Source organism: Streptomyces sp. NPDC046821 (genome assembly GCF_040645335.1).
Classification (GTDB): domain Bacteria; phylum Actinomycetota; class Actinomycetes; order Streptomycetales; family Streptomycetaceae; genus Streptomyces.
Map to the genome: position 1 here is coordinate 235,300 of NZ_JBEYYB010000010.1, position 21,951 is coordinate 257,250.

The 21,951-nt window shown below is 71.0% G+C and carries 20 protein-coding genes and 1 tRNA gene; 14 read left to right on the forward strand and 7 right to left on the reverse strand.

Translation table 11 applies throughout. From position 1 onward, the window contains the following. Position 1: 1 nt before the first annotated feature. Positions 2–817, reverse strand: coding sequence for a hypothetical protein (locus ABZ893_RS22080; protein WP_361406359.1), 816 nt, complete (start codon positions 815–817; stop codon positions 2–4). Positions 818–1,031: 214 nt separating this feature from the next. Between ABZ893_RS22080 and ABZ893_RS22085 the strand changes: the two genes are divergently transcribed. Beyond that, positions 1,032–1,493: an ATP-binding protein gene (locus ABZ893_RS22085; protein ID WP_361406361.1), complete on the forward strand. Its 462-nt coding sequence runs from the start codon at positions 1,032–1,034 to the stop codon at positions 1,491–1,493. 68 nt (positions 1,494–1,561) lie between these two features. On the opposite strand, the gene ABZ893_RS22090 is transcribed toward ABZ893_RS22085, so the two are convergent. Further along, entirely contained in the window at positions 1,562–3,031 is a 1,470-nt protein-coding gene (locus ABZ893_RS22090) for an aminopeptidase P family protein (RefSeq protein ID WP_361406364.1), read from the reverse strand. A 165-nt stretch (positions 3,032–3,196) separates the two neighbouring features. Further along, positions 3,197–4,705 carry a PP2C family protein-serine/threonine phosphatase gene (locus tag ABZ893_RS22095; protein WP_361406367.1) on the reverse strand — a complete coding sequence of 503 codons (1,509 nt, stop codon included), beginning with the start codon at positions 4,703–4,705 and terminating at the stop codon, positions 3,197–3,199. 461 nt (positions 4,706–5,166) lie between these two features. Here ABZ893_RS22095 and ABZ893_RS22100 point away from each other — a divergent pair, with 461 nt between their 5' ends. Continuing rightward, positions 5,167–5,862, forward strand: coding sequence for a bifunctional DNA primase/polymerase (locus ABZ893_RS22100; RefSeq protein ID WP_361406370.1), 696 nt, complete (start codon positions 5,167–5,169; stop codon positions 5,860–5,862). Positions 5,863–5,918: 56 nt separating this feature from the next. Continuing rightward, the gene (locus ABZ893_RS22105; RefSeq protein ID WP_361406373.1) at positions 5,919–6,647 is read left to right on the forward strand and encodes a hypothetical protein; all 729 of its coding nucleotides are present in this window, start codon (positions 5,919–5,921) and stop codon (positions 6,645–6,647) included. A 253-nt stretch (positions 6,648–6,900) separates the two neighbouring features. Here the strand turns inward: ABZ893_RS22105 and ABZ893_RS22110 are convergent, their stop codons facing one another. The 3 genes from ABZ893_RS22110 to ABZ893_RS22120 all read right to left on the reverse strand — a co-directional run bounded on the left by ABZ893_RS22110 (position 6,901) and on the right by ABZ893_RS22120 (position 9,522). Next, complete coding sequence (locus tag ABZ893_RS22110; RefSeq protein WP_361406376.1) at positions 6,901–7,863, reverse strand: DUF5926 family protein; 963 nt, start codon at positions 7,861–7,863, stop codon at positions 6,901–6,903. Between the two features lie 127 nt (positions 7,864–7,990). After that, the gene (locus ABZ893_RS22115) at positions 7,991–8,611 is read right to left on the reverse strand and encodes an ATP-binding protein (RefSeq protein ID WP_361406687.1); all 621 of its coding nucleotides are present in this window, start codon (positions 8,609–8,611) and stop codon (positions 7,991–7,993) included. A gap of 80 nt (positions 8,612–8,691) precedes the next feature. After that, positions 8,692–9,522: a glycerophosphodiester phosphodiesterase gene (locus tag ABZ893_RS22120; RefSeq protein WP_361406379.1), complete on the reverse strand. Its 831-nt coding sequence runs from the start codon at positions 9,520–9,522 to the stop codon at positions 8,692–8,694. Positions 9,523–9,712: 190 nt separating this feature from the next. Here ABZ893_RS22120 and ABZ893_RS22125 point away from each other — a divergent pair, with 190 nt between their 5' ends. Together ABZ893_RS22125 and ABZ893_RS22130 are read left to right on the forward strand one after the other, a co-directional pair. Beyond that, on the forward strand, positions 9,713–11,218 hold the full coding sequence (locus ABZ893_RS22125; protein ID WP_361406382.1) for a trypsin-like peptidase domain-containing protein: 1,506 nt from the start codon (positions 9,713–9,715) through the stop codon (positions 11,216–11,218). Between the two features lie 63 nt (positions 11,219–11,281). Further along, a tRNA-Ser gene (locus tag ABZ893_RS22130) sits at positions 11,282–11,366 on the forward strand. 62 nt (positions 11,367–11,428) lie between these two features. Here ABZ893_RS22130 and ABZ893_RS22135 read toward each other — a convergent pair. Further along, complete coding sequence (locus tag ABZ893_RS22135) at positions 11,429–12,334, reverse strand: bifunctional DNA primase/polymerase (protein ID WP_361406385.1); 906 nt, start codon at positions 12,332–12,334, stop codon at positions 11,429–11,431. Between the two features lie 332 nt (positions 12,335–12,666). Here ABZ893_RS22135 and ABZ893_RS22140 point away from each other — a divergent pair, with 332 nt between their 5' ends. The 9 genes from ABZ893_RS22140 (at position 12,667) to ABZ893_RS22180 (ending at position 21,885) form a co-directional block, all read left to right on the forward strand. Beyond that, entirely contained in the window at positions 12,667–12,981 is a 315-nt protein-coding gene (locus tag ABZ893_RS22140; protein ID WP_361406388.1) for a hypothetical protein, read from the forward strand. A 208-nt stretch (positions 12,982–13,189) separates the two neighbouring features. After that, positions 13,190–14,377 (forward strand): acyl-CoA dehydrogenase family protein, encoded by a 1,188-nt coding sequence (locus ABZ893_RS22145; protein WP_361406391.1) that lies wholly within the window; start codon positions 13,190–13,192, stop codon positions 14,375–14,377. A gap of 56 nt (positions 14,378–14,433) precedes the next feature. After that, a complete protein-coding gene (locus ABZ893_RS22150) occupies positions 14,434–15,378 on the forward strand; it encodes a bifunctional MaoC family dehydratase N-terminal/OB-fold nucleic acid binding domain-containing protein (RefSeq protein WP_361406690.1) in 945 nt (314 codons plus the stop codon). A gap of 1 nt (position 15,379) precedes the next feature. Then, positions 15,380–16,456 (forward strand): acyl-CoA dehydrogenase family protein, encoded by a 1,077-nt coding sequence (locus tag ABZ893_RS22155; protein ID WP_361406394.1) that lies wholly within the window; start codon positions 15,380–15,382, stop codon positions 16,454–16,456. Between the two features lie 23 nt (positions 16,457–16,479). Beyond that, positions 16,480–16,944 carry a MaoC family dehydratase gene (locus ABZ893_RS22160; RefSeq protein ID WP_361406693.1) on the forward strand — a complete coding sequence of 155 codons (465 nt, stop codon included), beginning with the start codon at positions 16,480–16,482 and terminating at the stop codon, positions 16,942–16,944. Then, positions 16,941–18,107 carry a lipid-transfer protein gene (locus ABZ893_RS22165; protein WP_361406395.1) on the forward strand — a complete coding sequence of 389 codons (1,167 nt, stop codon included), beginning with the start codon at positions 16,941–16,943 and terminating at the stop codon, positions 18,105–18,107. The genes ABZ893_RS22160 and ABZ893_RS22165 overlap by 4 nt, the downstream gene beginning before the upstream one ends. 52 nt (positions 18,108–18,159) lie before the next feature. Then, positions 18,160–19,272 (forward strand): glycoside hydrolase domain-containing protein, encoded by a 1,113-nt coding sequence (locus ABZ893_RS22170; protein ID WP_361406398.1) that lies wholly within the window; start codon positions 18,160–18,162, stop codon positions 19,270–19,272. A gap of 197 nt (positions 19,273–19,469) precedes the next feature. Further along, positions 19,470–20,084, forward strand: a complete 615-nt coding sequence (locus ABZ893_RS22175; protein ID WP_361406401.1) for a SigE family RNA polymerase sigma factor — start codon at positions 19,470–19,472, stop codon at positions 20,082–20,084. A gap of 151 nt (positions 20,085–20,235) precedes the next feature. Further along, a complete protein-coding gene (locus ABZ893_RS22180) occupies positions 20,236–21,885 on the forward strand; it encodes a long-chain fatty acid--CoA ligase (RefSeq protein WP_361406404.1) in 1,650 nt (549 codons plus the stop codon). The last annotated feature ends 66 nt before the right edge of the window (positions 21,886–21,951 follow it).

Consider the following 21,951-nt stretch of genomic DNA (forward strand, 5'->3'; position numbering starts at 1 on the left):
GTCAGGCAGCGAGGCGGAACGCGTCGCCGGCGGGCGGCCCGCGCCTGATCACCGAGTGCTGAAGTGCCGTCGTCCGCAGGGGCTGCGGTACGAGGAGTGCGGTCGGAACCGCGTGGGGCGCCACGTCGGCCGCCCCGGGCAGCCCCGCCCTGAGCGCCCGTACGAGAGCGAGTGCGGCGCGCAGGGAGCGGGCGAGCGCCGCCTGGGCGACCGCGTGCGCCGAACGGGCCGAGTGCGCCGAGAGGCGGACCAGACGGCCGAGCGCGAGGTCCCCGTGACGCAGCAGCCAGCCCGCGCCGACCGCCGCGAGCAGGTGCCCGAGCAGCATCGGCAGGGACGGCAGCATGGGCATGGAGGCGGCCGTGTCGGCGGCGAGGTGATGGTGCGTCGCCGCCCCGGAGGAGGGTTCGACCCCGGCGTTCGTGAGGATCCGCTGCGCCTGCGCGGGGCTGATCGCCGCCATGCTGCTGCCGCACATGAGCCGCGCCGCGCGCTCGACGAGCGAGGGTTCCTGAGCCGCCTGTGCCATCGGCATGGTGCCGTGCTGGCCCATGCCGAAGAGGGTGTGCAGACCGGTCTGGCCGAGGGCGAGAGCGGCGGCGATGCCCGGCATCGAGCGCTCGCGCCCGGCGAGCGGAGCCGCCACGCAGAACACCGCGAGGAACCCGACGGCCAGCGTCCACAGGGGGACGCCGGCGCACGAGGCGAGCCCGTGCCCCGCCGCGGACAACGCGACGCAGACCGCGGTGAACACCGCGGCCCTCAGCAGCCGGACATCCGTGCCGGCACGCGCCTCGCGCGGGTGGGGGGCAGACATGGCGGCCTCATCATCGCACTGCGCTTACCCACCCCATACGGCAGGTCCGCAAGGTCCCGAATCTGTGCTCCCGCCCCATGGGCCCCCTCTGTACACCGATGCCACGGCTCCGCGCGTCCGCCGTATGGGCGATATCACGTGATCCGTGCGATTGTGCGGGAGCCGCCGCGGCAATACGTATCGGTATGTCGAGCCGCGGCCAGGAGGCTGGAGCATGAGCATCTGGTGGTCCCTCCACTTGCGGCGCGAGGCCGCGAGCGTTCCGCTCGCCCGACGTCTTCTGATGGGCACCATGGAGACCGCGGGCGTCGACCCCGACATCTCGTACGACCTGTCCGTCGCCCTCACCGAGGCCTGTGCCAACGCCGTCGAACACGGCGGCGACCCCGTCCCCGGTGACCGCGCGGGTGCGTACCGGGTCACGGCCTACCTCGACGGCGAGACCTGCCGCATCGAGGTCGCCGATTCCGGTCCCGGCTTCGCGGCGCCGCCCGCCCGTGGCACGGCGGTCCTGAAGACCGCTCCCGACGACGCCGAGAACGGCCGCGGACTCTGTCTCATCCAGCAGCTCGCGGACCACGTCCACTTCGTCAACCGGTCCGACCGGGGCGGCGCGGTGGTCAGCTTCGACAAGGTCCTCAAGTGGCGCGAGAACGCGCCGTTGGTGTCCGCCTGACCAGCCAGTGAATGACAGTGGCCGAGCACCGCCACACGGTGCCCGGCCACAGCGTCATCAGCGCGTGATCAGCCCTTGAGCCGCGCCATCCACGCCTCGACCTCGTCCGAGCGGCGCGGCAGCCCGGCGGAGAGGTTCCGGTTGCCGTCCTCCGTCACGAGGATGTCGTCCTCGATCCGGACGCCGATGCCGCGGTACTCCTCCGGCACGGTCAGGTCGTCGGCCTGGAAGTACAGGCCGGGCTCGACGGTCAGGCACATGCCGGGCTCCAGCGTGCCGTCCACGTACGTCTCCGTGCGCGCGACCGCGCAGTCGTGGACGTCGAGGCCGAGCATGTGACCGGTGCCGTGCAGGGTCCAGCGGCGCTGGAGACCGAGCTCCAGGACGCGCTCGACCGGGCCCTCGACGAGGCCCCACTCGACGAGCTTCTCCGCGAGCACGCGCTGAGCGGCATCGTGGAAGTCGCGGTACTTGGCACCCGGCTTCACGGCCGCGATACCGGCCTCCTGGGACTCGTACACGGCGTCGTAGATCTTCTTCTGGATCTCGCTGTACGTGCCGTTGACCGGGAGCGTGCGGGTGACGTCGGCGGTGTAGAGGCTGTGCGTCTCCACGCCCGCGTCCAGGAGGAGCAGGTCGCCGGAGCGGACCGGGCCGTCGTTGCGGACCCAGTGCAGGGTGCAGGCGTGCGGGCCGGAGGCGCAGATCGAGCCGTAGCCGATGTCGTTGCCCTCGACGCGGGCGCGCAGGAAGAACGTTCCCTCGATGTAGCGCTCGCTGGTGGCCTCGGCCTTGTCGAGGATCTTCACGACGTCCTCGAAGCCGCGGACGGTGGAGTCGACGGCCTTCTGCAGCTCGCCGATCTCGAAGGCGTCCTTCACGAGGCGGGCCTCGGAGAGGAAGACGCGCAGCTCCTCGTCGCGCTCGCCGGTGACCTTGTCGGTCAGGGCGGACTCGATGCCGGCGTCGTGGCCGCGCACGACGCGGACGGGACCGGTCGCCTCGGCCAGCCGGGCAGCCAGCTCGCGCACGTCGGACGCGGGGATTCCGTAGAGCTGCCCGGCCTCGGTGAGGGAGTGGCGGCGGCCGACCCACAGTTCGCCCTGGCCGTCGAGCCAGAACTCGCCGTTCTCACGGTTGGAACGCGGCAGCAGGTAGATCGTGGCGTCGTGCCCGGTGGCCGTCGGCTCCAGGACGAGGACGCCGTCCTCCGTCTGGTTGCCGGTCAGGTACGCGTACTCGACCGACGCGCGGAAGGCGTACTCGGTGTCGTTCGACCGGGTCTTGAGGTTGCCCGCGGGGACGACGATGCGCTCACCGGGGAAGCGCGCGGAGAGCGCGGCGCGGCGGGCGGCCGTCTCGGACGCCTGCGCGATCGGCTCCAGACCGTGCAGCTCCGTGTCGGCCCAGCCGGACTTCATACTCTCGGCGAGCTCGTCGGAAACGCCCGGGTACAGGCCGTTCTTGCGCTGCTTGATCGGCTCCTCGGCCTCGGTCGCCGAGATCTCCGGGTTCTCCGGGTTGAGCTCCTCCGACACGTGTTCCTCCTCGATACGGCCCCGGCCATGGGTGCGGCCCGGGTACAACGATGGACCCCCTCCATCGTACGGTCGTACGAGAGGGGGCCCGGGGTGCGAGATCGCGGACGCCGGGGTACGCGCCGCGGTCACTCGAAGCGTGCGGAATTCGGGGTTACGCGTCGCTCACTCGAAGCGCGCGGCGAGCAGGACGACGTCCTCGTTGCTGTCGGCCGCGTCGAGTCCGTCCGGCAGGACGGTGTGCAGGATGTGGTCGGCGATCGCGCCGGGGTCGTCGCGGATCGTCCGGGGGACACCGACGGCCGCCGCGTGCAGCCGGGCGAAGGCGCGGTCCATGGGGTCGCCGGTGCGGTGCAGCAGCCCGTCCGTGTACAGCAGCACGGTCTCGCCGGGCTCCGGGCTGAACTCGACGCTCGGCGCCTCCCAGCAGGCCAGCATCCCGAGCGGCGCGGACAGTGACGTCTCGATGAACTCCGTCCGCCTCTCGCCGATCACGAGTGGCGGGCTGTGCCCGGCCCCGGCCAGGACCATCTTGCGCAGGGCGGGTTCGCAGTACGCGAAGAGGGCGGTGGCGCTGCGCGCCGGCTCGGTCAGCCGGAGCAGCAGCTCCAGATCCGAGAGGACGGCGACCGGATCCTCCCCTTCCATGACGGCGTACGCCCGCAGGCTGGCCCTGAGCCGGCCCATCGCGGCGACGGCGCTCGCGCCCGAACCGGTGATGGAACCCACCGCGAGGCCGAGCGCGCCCTCGGGCAGGGGCAGCGCGTCGTACCAGTCGCCGCCGCCGCGCGGGCCGGTGCGGTGCCGGGCGGCGAGCTGGACGTCCGCGATCCGCGGGAGCCGCGACGGCAGCAACTCCTCCGCGATGGTGCGGGACTTGGCGCGCGTCCGCTCCAGTTCGAGCATTCGGGCGAGGTGTTCGGTGGCGTAGCGGGTGTACAGACCGACCAAGTGGCGCTGGCGTTCGACCGGTTCGGCGGGCTCGTCGTAGAGCCACACCACGGCGCCGAGCCGGCCGGCCGCGGTCGTGGCGAGGGGGAGGGCGAAGCTGGCCGCGTATCCGAGGCGCACGGCGACCTCGCGGTGGCGGGGATCGAGCCCGTCCTCGGACAGCAGATCCGCGTGCACCTCGGGCTTGTCGGACTGCTCCGCGCGGTCGAGGATCTGTCCGTACGAAGTGGCGGCGCGCGGCACCGTTTCGAGGTGGCCGAGATCGGAGCGGGCGAGGCCCAGTCCCACGGTGGTGTCGGGGCCCAGTCCGTCGGCCGGTTCCAGGGCGAGGAGTCCGCGGCGCGCTCCGACGAGGGCGGCTCCGGCGCGGAGCATTTCGTGCAGGGCGTCGTCCAGAGTGGCTGTCCTGGCGAGCCGTTCGGTGAGTTCGTGCAGCGTGGTGAGGTCGGAGACCCAGCCGGCGAGCCGGTCCTGGATCAGGGCTCCGGGGGCCGCGGAAGAGGAGGGAGGGGGCGCGGGCGTGGGTGACGCGGGCGCGACAGTGTGTGCCGGTGGAGGAACCGTTGAATCGATTCCGGCCACTTTCGGAAAGTGCGGGGCGGTCATGGCGTCCGGCTTTCCGACCGGTGCGTATTGCGCAAAAGCATCGCAAACCCCCATGTGATTCTGCGCCGCCAGCAGTGTCTCCACATCTACACGCACTGGTGAGGGGATGTCCAGCATTGTCCTGCTGGGATTCCTGGTGTCCAGGAGGCCCGTGCGGTATTTGTGATCTCTGGTCGAGCTTGGCCGAAAAATGCCTCGGGTAACGGCATATTGCGGTCAACTGACAACGTTCGACAGAGCGTCACAGCGGTCGGGATGGGTACGTACTCGGTGAAGGCCAGGGGTGTTTCGGAACTGCCCGGAACCTGGCGACGGACCCGGGCGTCCTAACCACCGACGACCGTGCCCCATCCTCCCGCGGTGGAGGCGGCGAGCAAGACGTGCGACGGTAAACGCCAGGTACCGCCACCCCACGCCAGCCTTTTCAAACATGCGGCCGACGCTCGGACTATAGGGGTTCCCCCAGATCCAGACCGGGGTGCGACGCTCCCCGGTAGGCACGCTCAGTGAAGTGATCTGCACATGGTGTGATGTGGCCCATAGCGTTCTCTTCGGTCAACGGAAAGGAACGAGCGCTCATGCGCGAGATCCCCGGAAGGCGACGCAGGCTCCTGTCCAGGCGAAACCACGGGAAGTCTGATCAGTTCAGCGCGGCCCTGACCTTCGCGACCGCATGGCAGTGGCCCGTGCTCCCGGGCGTCGGGCTCGAGAAGTCGGGACGCCAGGACGGCGCCGTCTGCGCCTGCCCCGACCCGGAGTGCACGGTGCCGGGCGCCCACCCCTTCGACCCGGGGCTGCTCGCCGCGACGGTCGACGAGCGCATGGTCCGCTGGTGGTGGACCAACCGTCCGACGGCGCCGATCGTGCTGGCCACGGGTGCCGGCGCGGGCAGCAGCGGCGGCCGCGCACCCTGCGCCGTGAGCCTCCCCCTGGACGCCGGCACTCGCGCCCTCGCGGCGTTCGACCGCGCGGGCATCAGGCTCGGCCCGGTCGTCGCCAACGCGGAGCGCGTTTTCATCCTCGTGGCGCCCTACTCCATGGAGCAGTTGGGCGAACTCCTCTACGCCCAGGACTGGGTGCCGGGGTCGCTGCGCTTCCACGGAGAAGGCGGCTACCTCGCACTGCCCCCGTCGGACACCGGCCTCGGCCAGGTCCGCTGGGAGCGCGCACCACTGCCCGGCTCGGCGGCCCCCTGGGTACCCGACGTGGAGGCCGTGGTGGACGTGGTCGTCGACACTCTCACTCGTACGGGTGTGAGCGCCCCCGAGTTGTAGGGGAATTGGGCGCGCGTGGCGGGGAGTGACGGGGCGGCGCCGATATCTTCGGCGCCATGCCCTCTCTCCCCAAGCTCTTGAACAGCCTCGAGCAGGGGAAACCCCACTCGCGCCTCCGTCTGTCCGGTCTTCTCACGGTCGTCGTCCTGACCGTTCTCCTCCCCCTCGCGGGCGCTTCCGCGGGACCCGTCCGCGACAGCGCCACGGAGGACATCCTCAACTCCGGTACGGCTCCCGCGCGCAGAGTCGCCGAGGTCGCGGGAACCACGGGTAACAGCGCCATCGCCGGCGCCGGCAAGATCGATGACAAGCCGGGTGGGGCGACCGGCGGTTCCCCTGCGAAGGACTCCGGACAGGCCGCCACCGACAACGCCACCAACGACGGCACCGCGCACCGGCACCCGGCGGGCACCACTCTGATCGACGGACTCGGGATCGTGACCACGGCCCGGTGCGGACCCGAACTCTCCTCTCCTGACGGCATCGAGGCACAGACCTGCGTACTCACCCAGGGGCGGGAGACATGGGCGAGGACCTACTACCGCAACGCGACAGGGGCCCCGCTGAGTTCCGTCCTGACGCTGATGGCGCCGGCCGGCCGCACCGTACAGATGCACTGTGCGGTGGGAGCGCGGGACGAACCGGGGACGTGTGACACACCGCGGGAGCGCACTTCGGGTGGGGCGGGCGACTACTCGGCGGTGGCGGAGTTCGCGGGGGCCGGGGACGAGGGGCCGCTGCTCCTGAGGTCGGGAAGCAACGCGGCGACGCCGGAAGGCCACTGACCGGGAAGGTGTCCTGGGAGAGTCCGGAGCGGGGGGCGACCAGGGTCAAGACCCGCGCGGACGCTCCGGAAAGAGAAGGACCCGGTTGCTGGCGACGGGGGATGCACCAGCAACCGGGCTACTCGAACGGTAACAAGAGATCGGCCGATAGCAAATTGGATCTCGGCTATTCGTCCATGGATTTACCTGCGGGTACGGGGAGTTGTGACAGGAGTCACCCGTTCCGCAGCCCTCTCCGTAGCTGACTCGTCAGTCAGCTCAGGGTCACCTGCCGGTTGGTGAGACCACCGCGCGCGCGGCGCTCCTCGACGGTCAGCGGGGCGTCGGAGGCGAGGGCCGGGGCGAGCCGCTCGGCGAACTCGGCGGCGGGCTTCTCGATGTCCTCGGCGCTCATCCCGGTGGGCAGGTCCCAGACCGGAACGGTCAGTCCGTGCGCCCGGAACGAGCCGACCAGACGCGTGCCTTCGCCGAGCGAGGACGAGCCGGCGGCGTGCAGCCGGGCGAGCGCGTCGAGCAGCTTCTCCTCGGCGTGCGGCATGACCCACCGCAGGTGGTTCTTCTCCGGGGTCTCGCACCAGTACGCGGCGTCGACACCCGACAGCTTCACGGTCGGGATGGCGGCCGCGTTGGCCCGCTCCAGGGACGCCGACACCTCGGGCGTGGCGTTCTCCGAGTCCGGCACCCAGAACTCGAAGCCCGTGTGCACGGCCGGCTCGAAGGCGGCGTCCGGGGCCAGCAGGTCCTGGAGGCGCGGGCCTTCGGCGGGCGCGCGGCGCGCCGGAACCGGAGTTCCCGGCTCGGCGGCGAGTGCGCGCTGCAGGGTGTCGGCCAGGTCGCGGCTCAGGTCGCCCGACGAGGTGTCGTTCTGAAGACCGAGCAGGATCGAACCGTCGTCGCGGCGCAGCGCGGGCCAGGCCATCGGCAGCACCGTCGCGAGAGTGACCGAGGGGACGCCGTCCGGCAGGCTCTCCTTCAGCGTGAGCTCGACCGTCGCCGCGGGCACCAGTTCCCGCAGGGCGATCCAGTCGCACTCGCCCGCGAGGCCCTCGAAGGGGCGCTGCACCAGCTCGGTCACCGCGTGCGCGGCGGCGCGCCCGTGGCACGCCTTGTAGCGGCGGCCGCTCCCGCAGGGGCAGGGTTCACGGGCACCGACGACCGGGATCTCCCCGCTGCCGACTTGCGACTTGCCCTTGTTCTGGGGGCGCTTCTTGGCCATCTTGGGTGTCTCCCGGTTACGGCGCTCGTACGTACTCGCGCGAGCCTAGCCCCTCGTACGGCCGGGGGCGGGGACCAGGCCGGGGCGTCCGGCCGGAGCGGATCCGGCCGACTGGTCAGAACGGGAGTCAGCCCAAGTCGTCGAAGGCGTCCGCGAAATCGAGTCCCCGTAGCGACGCGGCCGAGGGCGAGTTCACGCGCGTACTGAATTCGTCGCGCCGAAGGGCGTCTGTGCCGGAGCGGACGTCCTTCTGTACGACGACCCAGACCGTCACCTCGCCGGGGGTGTCGTCCCTTACGCCCCAGTCGTCGGCCAGTGCCGTGATGATGTTGAGCCCGCGGCCGCCGTGTGCGGTGACCGAGGGCGTGGCCGGAACCGGTCGGGTCGGACCACCACCGTCCGTCACCTCGACGGTGAGACAGCCGCGCTTGTCGACCCTCCAGGCGGCCCGGACGTCGCCGTCCCCGGCCAGTGCGCCACCCAGTGGCCTGCCGTGCCGGCAGGCGTTGCTCAGCAACTCGGAAAGGATGAGTACGGCATCGTCGATGACCGTTTCCGGCACACCGCCGACGCGCAGTTGATCACGCATCCGGTGTCTTGCTTCGCCCACGCCCGCAGGGCCATGGGGTATGGCCATGCTCGACGACGCCGGCACCTCCTGTGCCACCACCAACGCCACCCCCGAGACCTCCTTCGCCCCACGCCACGGTGTGAATGCCCCGATGGATTGGACCGGAAACCGGCCAATCCACGCTCAGTGACGCACTCGTGACGATCGAATACGGAGCGAACGCGCCGGAGCACTCCCCGTGAGGAGAGTGGCTGGTTTTAGTCCCTGCCGAGTTGGCGGAGAACCGCGCGGGGGCGATTGGTGATGATCGCGTCGACGCCGAGGCGGACGCACAGGTCGACGTCCTCCGGTTCGTTGACCGTCCACACGTGGACCTGGTGGCCCGCGCGCTTGAGCTTCTCGACGTATCCGGGGTGGCCGCGCACGATGCGGATGCCCGGGCCGGCGATCGTGACCCCCTTGGGGAGGCGTCCGTCGCGGTGGCGGGGGGAGACGAACTGCATCAGGTAGACCGTCGGCAGGGTGGGGGCGGCGGCCTGGACGCGGTGCAGGGAGCGGGCCGAGAAGCTCATGACGCGTACCGGGGACGGTTCGCCGGGGGCTCCGGAGGGGTTGTCCAGGCCGAATCGTCCGAGCAGGGCGAGCAGGCGTTCCTCGACCTGGCCGGCCCAGCGGGTGGGGTGCTTGGTCTCGATGGCGAGTTCCACGCGGCGGCCCGCGTCGGCGACCAGTTCGAGCAGGCGTTCCAGGGTCAGGACGCTGGTGTCCTCGCCGGTGGCACCCTCCCAGTCGGGGCCCTCCGCGCTGGTGCGGTCGGCCTCGCTGTTCTTCCAGGAGCCGAAGTCGAGGGCGGCGAGATCCGCGAGCTCCAGGGCCGACACCGCTCCGCGCCCGTTCGAAGTACGGTTGACGCGGCGGTCGTGGACGCAGACGAGATGGCCGTCCGCCGTGAGCCGGATGTCGCATTCGAGGGCGTCGGCGCCGTCCTCGATGGCCCTTCTGTAGGCGGCCAGCGTGTGCTCGGGGGCCTCGTCGGAGGCTCCGCGGTGGGCGACGACCTGGATCTGCTGCTGTCGTGCGAGGGTCACCGCGTCATGGTGCCATCGCCAGGCGCCGGGCCGCCCAGCGGATGCGTCCGTTTCGCCCGGAGTAAAGGATGGCAGCGGACACACAGGAACGCCTTATGGTGCCCTGACGTCTCGTGGGAAAAGCTGACCGCATACAAACAATGAAGCCGTTGGAATCAGCTGGTACAGCCGTGGATCGAGGAGAAGAGCTGTGAGCACCGAGAACGAGGGCACTTCGGTACCCCCGGCCCCGTCCGCACCTCCCGTGCCGGGGGAATCTCCGGCCACTCCCGCACCCGTCGCCGGACCTGCTGGTTCCGCACCTCCTCCGGAGGCCTCCGCTCAGCCTTCTCCGGGGCAGCCTTCTCCGGAGCAGCCGGACGATGGCGTGCCGGGTGAATCGGCCCCGGCTCCGGGGACACACGAAGCGCCTGGCGCGGCCTCGGGGGCCGCACCGGGCGCCGGCGGGCCGCACCCGGCGGCGGCCGCGGGCGGCTGGCCGCCTCCGCCGCCGGCCGTTCCCTCGTACGCGGACGGGGGCGGCGGGCACAACTGGGGCGCGTCGTACCAGCCGCCGCAGCCCAAGCCGGGCGGCAGACGCGGCGGTCTGCTCGCCGCGGTGATCGTGGCGGCCCTGATCGCGGGCGGCGTCGGCGGTGGCCTCGGCTACTGGGCGGCGGAGCGCGGAGACAACGGAGGCACGGGTTCGACGACGGTCGCCGCCTCGGACACCCCGTCCGACCTCAAGCGGGACCCGGCCTCGGTCGCCGGCATCGCGGCGAACGCGCTGCCGAGCACGGTCACCATCGAGGCCCAGGGCAGCGACGGCGAGGGCGGCACCGGCAGCGGCTTCGTCTACGACACCCAGGGCCACATCCTCACCAACAACCACGTGGTGGCCTCCGCCGCCGACGGGGGAAAGCTTTCGGCCACGTTCTCGAACGGCAAGAAGTACGACGCCGAGGTGATCGGCCGCGCCCAGGGCTACGACGTCGCGGTCATCAAGCTGAAGAACGCGCCGTCGGACCTGAAGCCGCTCGAGCTCGGCGACTCGGACAAGGTCGCCGTCGGTGACTCGACCATCGCGATCGGCGCGCCCTTCGGCCTGTCGAACACGGTGACCACGGGCATCGTCTCGGCGAAGAACCGTCCGGTGGCGTCCAGCGACAGCTCGGGCAGCAGCAAGGCCTCGTACATGAACGCGCTGCAGACCGACGCGTCGATCAACCCGGGCAACTCGGGTGGTCCGCTGCTCGATTCGCGGGGTGCGGTCATCGGCATCAACTCGGCGATCCAGCCCGGGAGCAGCGGCGGTATCGGCGGGTCCGGACAGTCGGGTTCCGTCGGCCTGGGCTTCGCGATCCCGATCAACCAGGCGAAGAACGTCGCCGCGCAGCTCATCAAGACCGGCAAGCCCGTCTATCCGGTGATCGGTGCCTCGGTCGCGCTCGATGACCAGGGCAACGGCGCGAAGATCACCGAGCAGGGCGCGGGCGGTTCGGCCGCGGTCACGCCGAACGGCCCGGCGGACAAGGCCGGTCTGAAGCCCGGCGACGTCATCACGAAGCTCGACGGCACGGTGATCGACAGCGGTCCGACCCTGATCGGCCAGATCTGGACGCACAAGCCGGGCGACACGGTCAAGATCACGTACGAGCGCGGCGGCTCGGAGCACACGGCCGATGTGGTCCTGGGCCAGCGCACGGGCGACAGCTGACCGAACCCCGGGCCGAACCCGCTACCCTGGTCCTCGCTCCTCCGGCTCTTCCGGCGGGGCGAGGGTGGGTTGCCCGAGCGGCCTAAGGGAACGGTCTTGAAAACCGTCGTGGCGCGAGTCACCGTGGGTTCAAATCCCACACCCACCGCACGTGAGTAGGTACCTGTCACGTCGGTACCTGTAAGGGGCGTTCGCAATGGCGGGCGCCCCTTACGCGTGCCCCTGGGAGGCCTGGCGGGTCTCCGCGTTGTGCCGTGTCAGGCGGCCCGCCGAGGCGATCGTCGAGCGGGCCTCGCGTTCGGTCAGGCCGGTGCGGGTCGCGGCGTCCACGAGGGCTTCCGTGAGCGTGTCACCGAGATCGCTCTCGTGGGCACGGCAAGCGGCCCAGAACAGACGGGTGTTGCGCTGGCCCTCGTGCGCCGCGAGGACGAACTGGACCAGACCGTGGCCGTGTTGGCCGGGGTGCGCGTGGGACGGATGGTGCGCGCGTGGCGGGGGTGTGAGCAGGCGCAGGAGCGCCGGCGGGCAGGGCGCGACGGGCAGGTGCGCGGTGCCGGGGACCGCGCTGTAGACGCCCTGTGCCGTGCGGGAACCGGGGCCCACGAGGTAGCCGCCCGCACCGCGGATGTCGATGCCCGGCGCCAGGCGGCCCGCCGAGTTGGGGACCACGGCGTCCGGCGGGCCGGAGAGCCACACGTGGCGGCCGCCGCTGGGGGTGGCCACGACGACGGTGTCCGGGATGGTGAACAGGTGGCGCAGCGCCAGTTCGCGCAGGGCGGCCGAGGAGTCCGTACCGGACTTGGTGTCGAGGTCGATGCCGATGAGGTGGTGCGGGGGCAGGCCGCACGCGATGCCGTAGCCGGTGGCGCGGGGTGCGGCGGCGAAGAGGGCGCGGATGCGGGCCGGGTCGGTCGTGGCGTCGTACACGCCGTGGCCGGGGAGGCCGCATTCGCCGTGGCAGGGGGCGGGGTCGGGGTCGTCGCGGTGCGGGGAGCGCAGCGCGGGGAGCTTCGTGCGGGAGAGCGGGATCACGGCCAGTCCACGCTCGGCGGTGGAGAGAGCGTGGGCGAGGGCCAGGGCCGCTGGGGGGACTGCGTGCCGGTCGGTGGTGGCCATGCCCTCCATGTTCGTACGAATGTTCGAGTAATGCCAGAGGGGCGCGCCCGGGTGGAGCGGATTCACCGAAAATGCGCCGAAACGCTTCAGCCCGTGCGGTGGCTGTGCCGCCCCGCGGTGGTAGCTCGTATTCCGCGCTGAACTGGGGCTTTGTGGAGGTGGGGCAGGTTTATCGACTTGTCCTCACGCTTGCGAGGGAATACCGCCATGCGCCCTGGTTCGGTGCGGATTCGGTGGGCAACTCTGATCTCGCGACGTCGAGAGCATCGACCGAGGCGGTCGGCCAACTGCCTTGGTGCAACCCGTAGTTAACGGTTTCTGGAGGAAATGACATGGCACGCATCCGTACCGCCCGCGCCCTCGCCGCCGTTGCCGCACTGCCCCTCGCGGCAGCCCTCTTCTCGGGGGTGGCGATGGCCGACAACGGGTCGTTCGCGGACAACGGATCGAACGCGGGTGTGGCGACCGTGACCGGCAGCGGTGTCGGCGGCAACAACCACGGCAACTCGTCCACCTCGCAGCAGCAGGCGGTGGGCTCCGGCGCCTCGAACCAGAACAACACCGCCCAGGTGAACGGCTCCGCGTTCACGGCGATCCACCAGTCGAACGAGAACGTCGCGGTGAACTTCTCCCCGCTCTGGTGGTGACTCGCCGGCTCCTGTCGGTCGGGGCCGCGCCAAGGGGTGGGTGACGTCTGCGCGGCGGTGCTTCGGCATCGCCGCACAGGCGTTTTCGCGTTCCGGTGCCCTCCCGGGTGCGCGCTGATCATTTGGCATCCGCTCTCTTGACACCCGCACCGAATCTGACGGACAGTCAGAAACCCTTGTTCGTACGAGGTCCGGGAGGGCCGCCGCCGTGCACCTCGCCCCTACCGCGCGTCAGCATGAGCTCCGTGCCGAACTGCGCGCTTACTTCCGGAAACTGATGCCGGACGGGCCGCCGGCCCACGACGACACGGAGGCCCAGCGGAACCTGCTGCGCCGCATCGGAGCCGACGGTCTCCTCGGCCTCGGCTGGCCCGTCGAGTACGGCGGGCAGGGCCGCGGGCCCGACGAGCAGTTCGTCTTCTTCGACGAGGCGTACCGCGCGGGCGCACCGGTCTCCATGGTGACCCTGAACACCGTCGGTCCGACCCTCATGAAGTACGGGACCGAGGAGCAGAAGGCGTACTTCCTGCCGCGGATCCTCTCGGGCGAGCTGATCTTCGCGATCGGCTACAGCGAGCCGTCGGCGGGCACCGACCTCGCCTCGCTGCGGACGCGGGCCGTCCGCGAGGGCGACGAGTGGCTGATCGACGGGCAGAAGGTCTTCACGTCGAACGCGCAGAACGCCGACTGGATCTGGCTGGCCTGCCGCACGGACCCCGAGGCCGCCAAGCACCAGGGCATCTCGATCATCCTCGTGCCGACCGACGCCGACGGGTTCACCTGGACACCCATCGAGACGGTCGGCGGGCTGACCACCACCGCCACGTATTACGACGGGATCCGCGTTCCCGCGTCGAACCTCGTCGGGGACGAGAACGGCGGCTGGGGCCTCATCACCAACCAGCTCAACCACGAGCGGGTCGCGCTCGCCGCGATCGGGATGCAGGCCGAGGACTTCTACGCGGCGGTGCTCGAAGCGGTCAGTTCACCCGATCCGGTGACGGGGGAACGGCGGATCGACTTGCCGTGGGTGCGGTCGCGGCTCGCCGAGGTGCACGCCCGTCTCGCGGCTACGCGCCTGCTCAACTGGCGTCTGGTGGGCGATGTCGGGGCCGGGCGGCTCGCGCCGGGCGATGCGAGCGGCGTGAAATTCATGGGAACCGAATCGGCGGTCGAGGTGTACCGAATGTGTCAGGAGATCGCGGGGGACGCGGCGCTGGTGCGGGCGGGGTCGCCGGGGGCGTTCGGGACCGGGACGGGGAGCGGTGCGGTCGAGGGGGAGCTGGAGCGGATGAACAGGGCGGCGCAGATCAACACGTTCGGGGGCGGGGTGAGCGAGGTGCAGCGGGAGATCGTGGCGACGATGCGTCTCGGGATGCGGAGGGGACGGCGGTGACCGGGGTGACGGGCACAGGCGCGTCGCCGGGTGCGCGCGGTGAGACGGAGGGCGGCGTGACGGGTGAGGGGGCGGGCGACGTGACGTACGAGGCGCTGAAGGCCTTCGAAGGGCTTCCGGCGGCCACCGCAGGCGTGGGCAAGGACCTCGTCAACGAGGCGATGATCAGGCACTGGTGCGAGGCGATGGGCGACACCAATCCCGCGTACGAGGGGCCGGAGGCGATAGCGCCGCCGACGATGCTCCAGGCCTGGACGATGGGCGGGCTCTCCGGCCACCAGGGGCGCAGTGACGCGTACGACGAGCTGTCCGCCCTGCTCGACGGCGCGGGGTACACCTCGGTCGTCGCGACCGACTGCGAGCAGGAGTATCTGCGCCCGCTGCGGCCCGGGAACGCGATCACGTTCGACGCGGTCATCGAGTCCGTGTCCGAGCGCAAGACGACGAAGCTGGGCACGGGGCATTTCGTCACGACGCGCATGGACGTCCGGGCGGACGGCGAGCTCGCCGGTACGCATCGCTTCCGCATCCTGAAGTACACGCCGGCGGCCCGGCCGAAGCAGGAGAAGAAGGCGCCGGCCAGGCGCCCACGCCCGGTGGTGAACAGGGACAACGCGGGCTTCTGGGAAGGCGTGCGCGAGCATCGTCTGCTCATCCAGCGCTGCACGTCGTGCGGGACCCTGCGCTTCCCCTGGCTGCCCGGGTGCGGCACGTGCGCCTCGCTGGAGTGGACCACCGTCGAGGCGAGCGGCGAGGGCACCGTCTTCTCGTACGTGGTGATGCACCACCCGCCGTTCCCGGCCTTCGACCCGCCGTACGCGGTGGGCCTGATCGAGCTGGCCGAGGGCGTCCGGATCATCAGCAATGTGGTCGGGGTGCCGTACGACAAGGTCCGGACGGGGATGCCGGTGCGGCTCGAATTCATGCGGGTGGACGAGGAGTTGGAGCTGCCGGTCTTCCGGGCGGACGACGGCGGCGCGGCTTCCGGAAGTGAGGGCTGACGTGGACTTCACGCCTACGCAGGACCAGGCGGCGGCTGCCGAGCTGGCCGCGCAGATCTTCGGTGACCTGTCGACGCCGGAGCACCTCGCGGCCGCCGGCACCGGCACGGACACCGCGTTGTGGAAGGCACTGGGCGCGGCCGGTCTGCCGGGCGCGGTGGAGGAGACCGGGCTGCTCGGCCTGGTGCTGATGCTGGAGGAACAGGGCAGGACGACGGCGCAGGTGCCGTTCGCCGCGAGCTGTGTGTACGGAGTGCTCGCGGTGGCGGGGCATGGGACCGCCGAACAGCAGGAGCGGCTGCTGCCGGGGCTGCGGGACGGGACGGAGGTGGCCACGGGGGCGTTCCCCGGGCGCGCCGGCGTGCGGGTCGACGAGGACGGGGCAGGCCAGGGGCGGCTCACCGGGGTGGTGCCCTGGGTTCCGTGGCTCCGGGACGCGTCCTGGGTCCTGGTGGCGGCGGCCGACCGGAGCCTGTGGATCGTGCGCACGGCCGACGCCGGGTGCGAACCCGTCGAGCTCACCGCGCCCTGGTCGGCGGGCCGGCTGGTCCTGGACGGGACGCCGGCCGAGCGACTGGGCGGGCCCGGTGCGTACGAGGACGTGCTGGCCTCGGCTCGGACGGCGTTCGCCGGACTCCAGGCCGGGGTGTGCGCGGGGTCGCTGGCGCGGGCGGTGGAGTACACGAACGAGCGCGAGCAGTTCGGGAAGCCGCTCGCCGCGAAGCAGGCGGTCCAACTCCGGGCGGCCGACGCCTATATGGACACCGAAGCCATCCGTGTCACCTCCTACGAGGCGGCCTGGCGGCGGGACGAGAAGCTGCCGTACGAGAGTCACGCGCTGACCACGGCCTGGTGGGCGTCGGAAGGGGGCCGGCGGGTCGTGCACGCGGGCCAGCACCTGCACGGAGGCATGGGTGCCGACGTGGAGCATCCCGTGCACCGGCACTTCCTGTGGGGCAGACAGCTCGACGCCTACCTGGGATGCGGGGGCGAGCTGCTGGCGGAGCTGGGTGAGGTGATCGCCGCGGGTGCGGACAGCGGCGCGGAGGAGGCGGGGACGGCGTGGGCGCGGAAGTGAATTTGGGGGGAGAGGGCGTGAGCGTGGGAGTCGGCGGCGTGGAGGTGGCGGCGCCCGGTGTGGGGGACGAGCTGGCGCCGCTGGAGATCGCGGTCACCCGGACGCTGATCGTCTCCGGGGCCATCGCGTCCCGCGACTACCAGGACGTGCACCACGACGCGGAGCTGGCCAAGGAGAAGGGCTCCCCCGACATCTTCATGAACATCCTGACGACGAACGGGCTGGTCGGGCGGTATGTCACCGACCACTTCGGCCCGACGGCGGTGCTGCGCAAGGTCGCGATACGGCTGGGAGCGCCCAACTATCCGGGGGACACGATGGTGTTGACCGGGACGGTCACCGAGGTCGAGGACGCGGGCGGAAGCGGTTCCGGGAACGGGAGCGGGGGTGCCACGGCGGTGGTGCGGGTTGTCGGGGCGAACGGGCTGGGGAAGCACGTCACCGGCACGGTGACGGTCACCCTTCCGAAGTCCGGGGGGCAGGCATGAGCGTGCGGGCCAAGGACAGTCTCGGCGGGCGGGCGGCCATCGCCGGGATCGGGGCGACGGAGTTCTCCAAGGACTCCGGGCGCAGTGAGCTGAAGCTCGCGGTGGAGGCGGTGGGGGCCGCGCTCGACGACGCGGGGCTGTCGCCCTCGGACGTCGACGGGCTGGTCACGTTCACGATGGACACCAGTCCGGAGATCACCGTCGCGCAGGCGTCGGGGATGGGCGATCTCTCCTTCTTCTCCCGGGTTCACTACGGCGGCGGTGCCGCGTGCGCCACCGTTCAGCAGGCCGCGCTCGCCGTGGCGACCGGGGTGGCCGAAGTGGTGGTCTGCTACCGGGCGTTCAACGAGCGCTCCGGGCGGAGATTCGGCTCCGGGGTGCAGCACCGGGAGCCGTCGGCGGAGGGGGCGGCGCTGGGCTGGGCCCTGCCGTTCGGACTGCTCACGCCCGCGTCGTGGGTGGCGATGATCGCGCAGCGGTACCTGCACACGTACGGCCTCGGGCCGGAGGCGTTCGGGCATGTCGCCGTCATGGACCGCGAGTACGCGGCCACGAACCCGGCGGCGTACTTCCACGGGAAGCCGATCACCCTGGAGGACCATGCGGCGTCGCGGTGGATCGTGGAGCCGTTGCGGCTTCTCGACTGCTGTCAGGAGACGGACGGCGGGCAGGCGATCGTCGTCACCAGCGTCGAGCGGGCCCGCGACCTGCGGCAGAAGCCCGCCGTGATCACCGCGGCGGCTCAGGGCGCGGGGCGTGGTCAGGAGCAGATGACGAGCTTCTACCGGGACGATCTGACGGGGCTCCCCGAAATGGGGGTCGTGGCACAGCAGTTGTGGCGGTCGGCCGGGCTCGGGCCGGACCAGATCGACGTGGGCATCCTCTACGACCACTTCACGCCGTTCGTGCTGATGCAGTTGGAGGAGTTCGGGTTCTGCGGACCGGGTGAGGCGGCGGACTTCGTCGCGGAGCGGCGGCTTCCGATGAACACGCACGGCGGGCAGTTGGGCGAGGCGTATCTGCACGGGATGAACGGCATCGCGGAGGCGGTGAGACAGGTGCGGGGCACGGCGGTGAATCAGATAGCCGGCGCGTCCACGGCGTTGGTGACGGCGGGGACCGGGGTCCCCACATCGGGTCTGATTCTGGGCGCGGACGGCTGAACGCGGGGTGTGTCCCGGGCCGGATCCGTGCTCCGGCCCCTTCACTCGGCGTATGCAACGCACTGGCCGTAAGTCCCGCACGCACCGTCTGCACGGCACCGGCCGTACGCGCGGCCCGCACCGCACCCGCGGCTCGCACCGTATGGACGGCTCACGTCGCGCGGAGGGTTCGCACCGTTCGCGCGGCACCGTCCGCAGGCACCGCCACAAGCTCCTCGCCGGGCTCGTGATGCTCCTGACGGCGCTGAGCGTCATCTCCGCGTCGGCGTGGGCCGATCCGGTCCGTCGTGATCCGGATCCGACCGGGGAAACCCGTGACGGACTCCTGGGCGGGCTCGATCTGTCCGACCTCGGCCTCGCGGGCCCCGCACTCGGCGAGCCGGCGCCCGGACCTGAGCAGGCCCGTGCCTCTGAGGAATCGAAAGCGCTGCTCCCCTCCCTCTCCGGGGCGAGGATGTTCCGCGGCTACGCGTTCGACACCTGCACGGCGCCGCCGCTCGACACCATGCGGCGGTGGCAGTCGTCGAAGTACGGAGCTGTGGGCGTGTACTACGGCGGGCGTGGCAGGGCCTGTCCGGACCAGCCTTCGCTCGATCGCACGTGGACGCGGGAGGTGCATCGGCTGGGGTGGCGGATCCTGCCGGTGTACGTCGGTTCGCAGTCGCCGTGTGTGACCTCGGGCGCCAAGAAGGCCTATCGCATCGGCAGTAAGCCTGTGACGCAGGGGATGCGGGAGGGGCAGGACGCCGTGAGCAGGGCGGAGGCGCTCGGTATCCGGCCGGGGAGCCCGCTCTATCTCGACATGGAGGCGTACAAGTACCAGCAGGAGAAGTGCGCCGAGACCACGCTCGCCTTCGTGCGGGGCTGGGACCGGCAGGTGAGGGAGGAGGGGTACGTACCGGGGTTCTACAGCAGTGCCGATTCGGGGGTGCAGCACATGCGGGCAGCGGCGTCGGAGGGGGTGCAGGATCTGCCGTCGGTGATCTGGTTCGCGCGCTGGCACACGCAGCCCCGGCTGGCGCGGGAGCCTCTGCTGCAGAGGTCCGTCTGGACTCCGGAGCGCAGGATCCACCAGTACGCGGGGAACGTGAAGGAGCGGCACGGCGGGCGCACGCTCGTCATCGACCGGAACCTGGTGCACGCGCCGGTTGCGCGCATCGGCTGAGCCCGCTCCGGGCCGGCCGGGACGACGGGAGACGACAGTTGCGGGGGGATGGCCATCGGGGATGAACCCCAGGGGTTCGTGGCGCGTCCTCCACCTTCAGGAGGTGGGGGTACCACCACTCCTACAACCTGAGGCGGACACCGCTTCGGGACCTCCGGCCGATCCGCGATCGTAGGGGACGCTCCTAGCGTGGAGCCATGACCGCAACCCTGGCGCCTGTCCGCTCCGGCGCATCGGATGCCGCGACGCGGAGCGCGCCGCGAGCCGTGACTACGCCTCACCCTTCCGTCCCGACGCCGTACGCGCCGCAGAAGGCGTATCCGTCGTTCGCCTCGTATGTGCGGGAGCGTCAGCCCGTGCTGCTGCGGACGGCCCGGTCGCTGACCGCGAACCCGTGCGACGCCGAGGACCTGTTGCAGACCGCGCTCACCAAGACGTATGTGGCGTGGGACCGGATCGAGGACCACCGGGCGCTGGACGGTTATGTGCGCCGGGCGCTGGTGAACACGCGTACGTCGCAGTGGCGTAAGCGGAAGGTCGACGAGTTCGTCTGCGACGAGCTGCCCGAGCCGGAGACCGTCGAGGCGGCCGACCCGGCCGAGACACAGGCCCTGCACGACGCCATGTGGCGCGCGATCCTGAAACTGCCGGCCCGGCAGCGCGCGATGGTCGTGCTGCGGTACTACGAGGATCTGAGCGAGGTTCAGACGGCGGAGGTGCTCGGGGTCTCCGTCGGCACGGTGAAGAGCGCGGTGTCGCGGGCTCTCGGCAAGCTCCGCGAGGACCCTGAGCTGGTTCCGGCCAGAGGCTGACCGGGACTGGCCGGGAGCCTGACCGGCGCTGACAGGGGCCTGACCGGGAGACTCGCTGATCGATCATTCCCTGGGCTAGTGACATACCAAGTGGTATGCGGCGAGAATCGGCGGAAACCTACTGCTCCGTAGCGCCCACCGGGAGGACGCCGTGCTGAGCACGATGCAGGACGTACCACTGCTGATCTCGAGGATCCTGACCCATGGGTCGACGATCCACGGCACCTCCCAGGTGACGACCTGGACCGGTGAAGGCGAGCCGCAGCGCCGGAGCTTCGCCGAGATCGGCGACCGCAGCGCCCAGCTCGCCCACGCCCTCCGCACCGACCTGGGCATCGTGGACGACGACCGCGTCGCGACCCTCGCCTGGAACAACGCGGAGCACGTCGAGGCCTACTTCGCGATCCCCTCCATGGGCGCCGTGCTGCACACCCTGAACCTGCGGCTCCCCGCCGAGCAGCTGACCTGGATCGTCAACCACGCCGCCGACCGAGTGATCATCGTCAACGGATCGCTCCTGCCGCTCCTCGCACCCCTGCTGCCCTCCCTGACGGGCGTCGAGCACATCGTCGTCTCCGGGCCCGGCGACCGCACGCTCCTCGACGGAGCGCGCCCCCAGGTCCACGAGTACGAGGAGCTCATCGCCGGTAAGCCGGTGACGTACGACTGGCCGCAGCTCGACGAGCGTCAGGCCGCCGCGCTCTGCTACACGTCCGGCACCACGGGCGACCCCAAGGGCGTCGTCTACTCGCACCGTTCCGTCTACCTGCACTCCATGCAGGTCAACATGACGCAGTCCATGGGTCTGACCGACCAGGACACCTCGCTCGTCGTGGTGCCGCAGTTCCATGTGAACGCGTGGGGCCTGCCGCACGCGACGTTCATGACCGGCGTGAACATGCTGATGCCGGACCGCTTCCTCCAGCCCGCGCCGCTCGCCGAGATGATCGAGTCCGAGCGGCCCACGCACGCGGCGGCCGTCCCGACCATCTGGCAGGGGCTGCTCGCGGAACTCACGGCGAAGCCGCGTGACGTGAGTTCGCTCGGGCAGGTCACCATCGGCGGTTCGGCCTGTCCGCCCTCCCTCATGAAGGCTTTCGACGATCTCGGTATGCGGGTCTGCCACGCCTGGGGCATGACGGAGACGTCGCCCCTCGGCACGATCGCCCGGCCGCCGGCCGCCGCGATCGGCACCGACGAGGAGTTCACGTACCGGCTCACGCAGGGCCGGTTCCCGGCGGGCGTCGAGGCGCGGCTCGTGGGACCGAGCGGCGAACTGCTGCCCTGGGACGGCGAGTCGGCCGGTGAGCTGGAGGTGCGCGGGCCGTGGATCGCGGGCGCGTACTACGCCGGTCCCGACAGCGAACCGATGCGCCCCGCCGACAAGTTCAGCGAGGACGGCTGGCTCAAGACGGGCGACGTCGGAACGATCAGCTCCGACGGCTTCCTCACCCTGACCGACCGCGCCAAGGACGTCATCAAGTCCGGCGGTGAGTGGATCAGCAGCGTCGACCTGGAGAACGCGCTGATGTCGCACCCGGACGTCGCCGAGGCTGCCGTCGTCGCCGTCCCCGACGAGAAGTGGGGCGAGCGCCCGCTGGCCACCGTGGTCCTGAAGGAGGGCGCGAGCGCCGACTTCGAGACCCTGCGCGCGTTCCTCGGCGAGAAGGTCGCCAAGTGGCAGCTCCCGGAGCGCTGGACGGTGATCCCGGCGGTGCCGAAGACGTCCGTCGGTAAGTTCGACAAGAAGGTGCTGCGCAAGCAGTACGCGGAGGGCGAGCTGGACGTCAAGAAGATCTGAGTCTGGTTTCACGTGAAACAGGGGCGGCCCGAACGGGCCGCCCCTGTTTGTCTGTTGCGGGTGTCT

Coding starts and splice junctions, on each gene's coding strand:
- ABZ893_RS22085 (WP_361406361.1), top strand. CDS start 1,032: ATGAGCATCTGGTGGTCCCTCCACTTGCGGCGCGAGGCCGCGAGCGTT.
- ABZ893_RS22110 (WP_361406376.1), bottom strand. CDS start 7,863: ATGGCCAAGAAGCGCCCCCAGAACAAGGGCAAGTCGCAAGTCGGCAGC.
- ABZ893_RS22135 (WP_361406385.1), bottom strand. CDS start 12,334: ATGGCCACCACCGACCGGCACGCAGTCCCCCCAGCGGCCCTGGCCCTC.
- ABZ893_RS22100 (WP_361406370.1), top strand. CDS start 5,167: ATGCGCGAGATCCCCGGAAGGCGACGCAGGCTCCTGTCCAGGCGAAAC.
- ABZ893_RS22105 (WP_361406373.1), top strand. CDS start 5,919: ATGCCCTCTCTCCCCAAGCTCTTGAACAGCCTCGAGCAGGGGAAACCC.
- ABZ893_RS22170 (WP_361406398.1), top strand. CDS start 18,160: ATGCAACGCACTGGCCGTAAGTCCCGCACGCACCGTCTGCACGGCACC.
- ABZ893_RS22140 (WP_361406388.1), top strand. CDS start 12,667: ATGGCACGCATCCGTACCGCCCGCGCCCTCGCCGCCGTTGCCGCACTG.
- ABZ893_RS22165 (WP_361406395.1), top strand. CDS start 16,941: ATGAGCGTGCGGGCCAAGGACAGTCTCGGCGGGCGGGCGGCCATCGCC.
- ABZ893_RS22175 (WP_361406401.1), top strand. CDS start 19,470: ATGACCGCAACCCTGGCGCCTGTCCGCTCCGGCGCATCGGATGCCGCG.
- ABZ893_RS22080 (WP_361406359.1), bottom strand. CDS start 817: ATGTCTGCCCCCCACCCGCGCGAGGCGCGTGCCGGCACGGATGTCCGG.
- ABZ893_RS22095 (WP_361406367.1), bottom strand. CDS start 4,705: ATGCTGGACATCCCCTCACCAGTGCGTGTAGATGTGGAGACACTGCTG.